This is a genomic window from Paenarthrobacter sp. CM16, assembly GCF_013179505.1.
GTDB lineage: Bacteria > Actinomycetota > Actinomycetes > Actinomycetales > Micrococcaceae > Arthrobacter.
Map to the genome: position 1 here is coordinate 1 of NZ_JABMCX010000250.1, position 6,805 is coordinate 6,805.

General features: G+C 64.0%; 8 protein-coding genes. 4 read left to right on the top strand and 4 right to left on the bottom strand.

Going from position 1 to position 6,805, the window contains the following annotated elements:
- From HP499_RS18430 to HP499_RS18445, 4 genes are all read right to left on the bottom strand, one after another.
- On the bottom strand, positions 1-555 hold a 555-nt coding region (locus tag HP499_RS18430; RefSeq protein WP_172325638.1), incomplete at its 3' end, for an ABC transporter permease.
- Positions 545-1,516 carry an ABC transporter ATP-binding protein gene (locus tag HP499_RS18435; protein WP_172325639.1) on the bottom strand — a complete coding sequence of 324 codons (972 nt, stop codon included), beginning with the start codon at positions 1,514-1,516 and terminating at the stop codon, positions 545-547. The genes HP499_RS18430 and HP499_RS18435, both read right to left, overlap by 11 nt.
- On the bottom strand, positions 1,513-2,586 hold the full coding sequence (locus HP499_RS18440) for a DUF2092 domain-containing protein (RefSeq protein ID WP_172325645.1): 1,074 nt from the start codon (positions 2,584-2,586) through the stop codon (positions 1,513-1,515). Before HP499_RS18440 ends, HP499_RS18435 begins: the two co-directional genes overlap by 4 nt.
- 60 nt (positions 2,587-2,646) lie before the next feature.
- On the bottom strand, positions 2,647-3,555 hold the full coding sequence (locus HP499_RS18445; protein WP_172325640.1) for an N-acetylglucosamine kinase: 909 nt from the start codon (positions 3,553-3,555) through the stop codon (positions 2,647-2,649).
- Between the two features lie 135 nt (positions 3,556-3,690).
- On the opposite strand from HP499_RS18445, the gene HP499_RS18450 reads away from it, so the two are divergent.
- From HP499_RS18450 to HP499_RS18465, 4 genes are all read left to right on the top strand, one after another.
- The gene (locus HP499_RS18450) at positions 3,691-4,422 is read left to right on the top strand and encodes a GntR family transcriptional regulator (RefSeq protein WP_172325641.1); all 732 of its coding nucleotides are present in this window, start codon (positions 3,691-3,693) and stop codon (positions 4,420-4,422) included.
- Position 4,423: 1 nt separating this feature from the next.
- Positions 4,424-5,218, top strand: coding sequence for an IclR family transcriptional regulator (locus HP499_RS18455; protein WP_172325642.1), 795 nt, complete (start codon positions 4,424-4,426; stop codon positions 5,216-5,218).
- Positions 5,219-5,392: 174 nt separating this feature from the next.
- Positions 5,393-6,178, top strand: coding sequence for an SDR family NAD(P)-dependent oxidoreductase (locus HP499_RS18460; RefSeq protein WP_172325643.1), 786 nt, complete (start codon positions 5,393-5,395; stop codon positions 6,176-6,178).
- A 37-nt stretch (positions 6,179-6,215) separates the two neighbouring features.
- A partial coding sequence (locus HP499_RS18465) for an FAD-dependent oxidoreductase (RefSeq protein ID WP_172325644.1) occupies positions 6,216-6,805 on the top strand: 590 nt, incomplete at its 3' end.

Below are 6,805 nucleotides of genomic sequence, written 5' to 3' on the forward strand. Positions count from 1 at the left end.
GGCAGCAATCAGCAGTGATCTCACGGCGGCCTCGCCCACGCTGATGGTGTCACCGGACAACAGCGTCACCGGCCCCACAGGAAAAAGTACGACGCCGGCCAAGGCGCCGGATACTGCCACGGCAGCCGTGGCGGCGAAACAGAAGGCGACGGCCCCCGCATATTTCACCAACAGCAGGCGGATCCGTCCCGCGGGAGCCAGCAGGAGATATCGCAGGGTTCCAACGTTCGCTTCGCCGGCTATGGTGTCACCGGCAACTACGCCAACGGTCAGTGGCAGGAACAGCGGAACACAAACCACCAAAGCGGTCACGGCAACGAAGAGGCCGTTCTGGGTGATGCGATCCAAAAACAGGGGTCCTCGTCCGGGGGTTGCGGGGCGCGATGACAACCTCACGGCCACAGCGATCAGGACGGGAACGGCGGCAAGTGCGATCAGCATGGCCCAGGTGCGGAGGCGTCGGAACAGCACTGACAGTTCCGAACCCAGCAATGCCCAACCCGCTTCGGGACGGACTGTGGCAGTGGCGTGCTGTGCGCCCGGTTCAGCCGACAACGTCGAACCCCTCTCCGGTCAAGGACACAAAGCGGTCTTCCAGGCTGGCATTCTCCACAGCGAATCCACGGACCCGGACGCCGCCTGCTACCAGTGCGGCCACGATCGCCTCAGGTTCCAAGCCGTTGAGGCCCGTGCCCAACACGGCTGTGGTTCCCCAGCGGCTGCCGGTGCCGGGAGCTTCGCCGGGTACCAACCCGAGGCGCGCCAGGACACTGGCGGCACGTTCGACGTCGGGCGTGTGCACCACCACATGGGCCTGCCCGGCGGAGCGTAACTCTTCCAAGGGGCCTTGTGCCACCAAACGCCCCGCGCTCATCACGCCAATGTGCGTGCACATCTGTTCCACCTCCGCCAGCAGATGGCTGGAAACGAACACTGTGGTCCCGCCCGCGGCCAGGGAACGTACCAGGCCCCGCACCTCACGGGTGCCCTGCGGGTCCAGTCCATTGGTTGGTTCATCCAGGACCAGCAATTCCCGCGGCCTGAGCATGGCATTGGCAAGGCCAAGACGCTGCTTCATGCCCAGAGAATAGGCGCGGACCTTCTTGCCCGCAGCGTGGCCGAGTCCAACCCTTTCCAAGGCGTCGTGGACCCGTTGGCGCCGCGTGGACGAGGCAGCATGGCGGTCAGCGGTATCCAAGCGCATCAGGTTGCCCATACCCGAGAGGAACGGATAGAACCCGGGGCCCTCCACGAGGGCGCCGACCTCGGGCAGGACGGACGCAAGCGACCTCGGCATCTCCTGGCCCAGCACGCGGATGTCGCCGCTGCTGGCCGAAGCCAGTCCCAACAGTAACCGGATGGTGGTGGTCTTTCCCGAACCGTTGGGCCCAAGGAAGCCATACACGGAACCGTTCGGGACCGCCAGATCGATACCGTCCACGGCCGAGCGGTGGCCGAAGCGCTTAACCAGGCCACGCGTTTGAATAGCGAAGTCAGTAAGGGCGGCTTCGTTCACAGGGCGGCAGCGGCTGACTGAAGCCGTTCCAGGGGCACCATGCCCGCATAGACGCGGCCGTCGTCAAGAATCAGGACGCTTAACAGCGAGGTCGTCAACGCGCGGCCACCGGGAACAGGTTCCAAAGCCTGGGACAGTTGCGGGTTGGCTGAGAGTTCTGCCGGTGCAGAGCCCGCCGGATAGGCAATCACCGTATCCCACCCCTCACCGGAAGTGGTGGGGCGGGGCCGGTTGGGTTCCGGGGCGTCCTGCGGGGTAGCGGGTGCAGTCATGGCAGGTGCAGGCTTGGCAGGGACTTCCTTCTCGGTCACGGCCGAATCCGGTGGCGGAGTGAAGTCGAACAGCGATGGGTCGGGAGTGGACAAATCCACATCCGTGAAGGCCAACGAATACGCGGGGTCGTCCTGACCTTTCGCCCGCACTTGAACTCCCAGAGGAAGTCCGGTTTCGGCATCGACGTCGATCGCCACGGAGTCCACCAAGGTGGCATTGCTGCGGGGGTTCAGGCTGAGACGGTATGCGCTGCGACCGGCGACTGACGTGGAATCACCGACGGAGACCTCAGTGCTGTCATCTATGGCGGCCAGGAAGCGGCTTGCCATGGCTTCCGGCATGGGCAGGTCCTTGGACGTCAGGTCACCGGGTCCGGCGGGAAGAGGGGCCCTCAGATGGACAGCGCTGTTGTCCGCCGAGTTGTAGAACCAGGCGTCGCGGCCATTAATGACAAGGTCGCGTTCGGCCATGCGGTCCAGGATCTGCAAACGGGCCTTGGACGGACCATCAACAAAGACACGGGCAGTGTGTGTTCCCGCCAACAACTCCATGGCAGAGACGGCGCCCGGGGCGGGGCCGGTCGCAGGCAACTCCGGCAGGCCCAGAGCAGCCGACTGTTCCACGGTTCCGGAAAACTCCCGGACCTCGGTGGATGCCATCATGGCCAGAATTTCGTCAACGGTCTTGCTGGGCAGGGATGCGGCAGCCCCGGCCTGGACGGAGCCAAAAGCCGCGGCCAGCGCTGCAACCACGCTGATCACCACGGCAGGCAGCCACCGCTGCTTGGACCGCGTCACCATCACCAACCACCGATCGTGAAAGGCATGGCTCCAGACTACTCCCGTTACCTTTGCGGATCACCTGTTCACATCTGGAGCTTTGATCAGTTGACGGGCCAGCTCCACCGCCCCGTGAACGGGGGCTTGGGAGAGAATACGGATTGATGATGGATCCTCTATGGAGACCTTCCTGGCCACGGCGCCAGCCAGTTGGGTGTGGTTCACCAACAGGCTGCCGGCCATGACCAGCGGCAGGTCCAGGCCCAGTTCTCCCAGGACCTGCCGTGCCAAAGCGGCCAAGTGGTGGGCGGCCTCAGCCTGTATGCGCTCGGCGGCGTGATCGCCTTCCGCTGCCAGTTCCAGGACTAAGGGGGCCACAACGGCCCAATGGTCGGGCTCCGGCTTTGCGTAGAAGGAATCCATCAGTTGCAATGCGTCCACGTTTGCGGTGGCTGTCATCAGTGCGCGGACCATCGTGCCGGGCTCCAGCCCTGCGTAGTACTCACGCAGCGCCTCACGGACAGCGTCACGCACCACGGAGTATCCACCGCCTTCATCGCCCAGCAAGTAGCCATAGCCGCCGCTGCGGGCTTCCATGCCGTCGCCGTTGCGGCCCCAGGCAACTGAGCCGGTACCTGCAACCAGGACAACGCCGGCGTCCAAGCCTGCTGCAGCGAGAATGATGCGCGTGTCATGGACCACCTCAATGCGGGCGCCCGGGAAGTGTTCGGTCAGCAGGGCGGACAGCACTGCCCGGCTGGCCGGAGTGTCCGCGCCCGCGGCACCGGCGCACACGGCTTCGATGCCCCCGCCCACCTTTGCCGCAATCCTGCGCAGGACTGCGTCGGCTCCTTGGTGGCCTACGGAGGAGAGGTTGGCGCTCGCTTCGGTGATTTCGACGCCTTCCCCGTCTGCCTGGGTTCCGTCCCACCTGAGAGCATGGGTCTTGGAACCGCCGATGTGCAGGCCGAGGACTGCCGGCGTCATCGCCAAAGCCTCCGTGCCAGACTGTTGTACTTCCTCCAACGGACGTCCCCTTCGTTTTGGCCATGCAGGATCAGGTGTGGTCCACCTTAGCCCAGTTCAGATTGGCATAGACCAATAATGTTGTCTACAAGTAGGATGTCCAATATGCCGCCAGACCTCGTTCCGGGAACGCCTAAGTACTACCTCCTCAAGACCGAGGTACTTGGGCTTATCGCCGGCCTCAAGCCGGGAACGTTGATACCCACCGAACGTGCATTGGCAGAGAAATACACGACGTCCCGTACCACTGTCAGGCAGGCAATCAGCGAGCTCGTGGCGGAGGGAAAGCTGGGTCGCATCCAAGGTCATGGAACCTTCGTGGCACCTCCCAAGATGACCCACGTGAGGCAGTTGACGTCCTTCTCCGATGACGCCCGCAGCCAGGGGCTGCGCCCCGATTCCAGGATGCTTGCCCTTGGTGTCTTCACCTCTGATGCTGGCGTTGCCGCACGATTGGGCCTCGAACCCGGCGATCCTGTGACACGGCTGGAACGCATCCGTTTGATTGACGAGGAGCCCTTGGCGCACGAGGTCGCGTGGCTTCCAGGCAAGCTGCCTCGATTGAAGTCCCATCTGGCCACGTCGGGATCACTCTATGCCGTGATGGCCGAGGTTTATGGCCTTCGTGTTGCAGACGTCGAGGACACGGTGGAAACCGCCCTGGCCGGACCGGAAGATGTCAGGCTGTTGGGGATGGAGATGGGTGCGCCCCTCCTGGTGGTCCACCGGCTGGCCCGGGACGCCATGGGCACTCCGGTCGAATGGACCCGCAGTACGTTCCGCGGCGACAGGTTCCGGTTCGTCTCACGCGTGAAGTCCGGAGGCTGACATGGCCAACTCGTCCTCGGGGGAGTCGATTATCCGGCGCCTGGTCCGCTTGGTGGGTTCGTTCGACGACGTCCACCTCACCATGAGCGTGGCAACATTGGCCCGGCGCTCGGGACTCCCGGTCACCACCACTTACCGCCTGGTGGACGAGCTCCTTGCGGAAGGGTTGATGGAGCGTGACGCCAGCGGCGAGGTCCGGATCGGCACCCGGCTGTGGGAACTGGTGTCCAGGAGCTCACCCATGCTGGGCCTCCGGGAAGCGGCGCTGCCCTTCATGGAGGACGTGCAGTCCGTGGTCCAGCACTCCACCACCCTGGGAATCCTGGATTCAGACGAGGTGCTGTACATCGAACGCATCGGTTCCAGGGATTCCCTGGTGGACATCACCAAAGTTGCCGGCCGTCTTCCGGTTCACGGAACGTCGTCGGGACTGGTGCTGCTGGCCTACTCGGAGCCTGCGTACCAGGACCTGTTCCTCTCCCGTCCACTGGCGAGATTCACCGATGACACCCTGACCCATCCCACTGACTTGCGCCGCCACCTCGCGCACATCCGGCAACGAGGCTTTGCCTCCATGCCCGGGATCATCGTTCCCGAATCCAGCGGAATTGCGGTCCCGGTCTTTGGTCGAGCGAATACCGTGGTGGCCGCCTTGAGCGTGGTGGTTCCACGAAATGAGGAAAACGTCGCCGCCCGCGTGCCGGTGCTGATGACTTCGGCGCGCGGCATCTCACGCGCGCTTGGATGGCGCGGCGAGCTCAAAGGCGCCGTACGGCAAAGCAACGGAAGCATCTGATTCCCGATCATCGGTAACCCTGTGGTTCCGCTCACAAGAGCACTGGCAGAGTGGAATCCAGCAGGACAACATGCCCGATACCCACCACATCACGGCCCTTGGGCCCTGTTCAGTGCTGCCCTGCGTCGTACCCCGGATTCAGCAGCCGCAACGCCGCGGCAGGAGGAGTTGGCCATGGAAGAAACAACGGACACAGGCCAGGAGGCCCACGGCCGGCGCGTGGCCGGCAAGGTCGCCGTAGTCACTGGAGGCAGGGGAGATCTTGGCGGTGCCACGGCCCGCCTGCTGGCCCGTCACGGAGCGATCGTTGCCAGCCTGGACCGGGCAGGAACATCCGCAATGGCCGGCCATCCACATATCACCGAGTACGACGTCGATGTCACCAGTGAAGCCAGCGTGGCCCGGACCGTGCAGCAACTGACCTCAGACCTCGGCGCACCGGACATCCTGGTCAACGCGGCAGGAATCATCGGACCCGCGGGTGCCAGCCACACGGCCGTCATGGATGACTTCAACCTCATTTTCGACGTCAACGTCAAAGGCGTGTGGCTCCTGACCAAGTACGTTGTTCCGGGCATGATCGCCAAGCAGTCCGGCAGCATCATCAATTTCTCTTCCATCCATGGACTGACCGGCGGGCGCAACGTCCCGCTCTACCACGCCACCAAGGGAGCCGTCCGGCTCCTGAGCAAGTCCGATGCCGCGGCCTATGGCGCCTATGGGGTGAGGGTGAACTCCATCCACCCCGGCTCCATGAACACCAGGATGAGCCGGCATTCTGCCGAGCAGTCGGACATCGGCGCGGAGGCCTACTACCAGCAACTGGTGGGCGGAAACCCGCTACCACGCCAAGGCGAACCAGACGAGATCGCCTACGGCGTGCTCTATTTGGCCTCCGACGAATCCCGGTTCACCACCGGCTCCGAGTTGGTCATCGACGGCGGCTATACGGCCGTCTGAGACGCCCGATTCTTCACGACCCATGAGAGGCTCCACCATGAAATTCCTGAACGGCACACCCTCCGATACCTATGACGTGGTGGTTGTCGGCTCCGGCGCCGGCGCCCTCACCGCAGCGGCCACGGCCGCGCGTGGCGGCAAGTCCGTCGTCGTGCTTGAAAAAACCGCATTGCTGGGCGGCACATCTGCCGTCTCAGGAGGCATGTTGTGGGTGGCCGACAACCACCATGCCCGCGCAGCGGGGCTGAGCGATTCCAAGGAAGCGGCTGCCCGGTACGTCCGCGCTGTTGCCCGCGGCCGGGGCCGTGACGAACTCCTGGATGCGGCACTGAACTTCGGCGATACCATGCTCCGCTTCACCGAAGAGGAATGCGGGCTGAAGTTCATATTCCTGGATAACTTTCCGGACTACCGCCAGGACCTGCCCGGCTCGGTGGAAGGCGGCAGGACTGTGGAACCTGAGCTGTACAACGTGCGTGAAGCGCTGGGGGAACTCGCTGCCCATGTCCGCTCGGATGGCCGGGCTCCCTTCACCATGCAGGAATACGAGGCCTGGGGTGCTTTCACCAAGTTTCCCTGGGAACAATTGAACCAACGGCAGGAAGAGGGACTCGTTGCCAAGGGCCA

Coding starts and splice junctions, on each gene's coding strand:
- HP499_RS18445 (WP_172325640.1), bottom strand. CDS start 3,555: ATGACGCCGGCAGTCCTCGGCCTGCACATCGGCGGTTCCAAGACCCAT.
- HP499_RS18450 (WP_172325641.1), top strand. CDS start 3,691: ATGTCCAATATGCCGCCAGACCTCGTTCCGGGAACGCCTAAGTACTAC.
- HP499_RS18455 (WP_172325642.1), top strand. CDS start 4,424: ATGGCCAACTCGTCCTCGGGGGAGTCGATTATCCGGCGCCTGGTCCGC.
- HP499_RS18460 (WP_172325643.1), top strand. CDS start 5,393: ATGGAAGAAACAACGGACACAGGCCAGGAGGCCCACGGCCGGCGCGTG.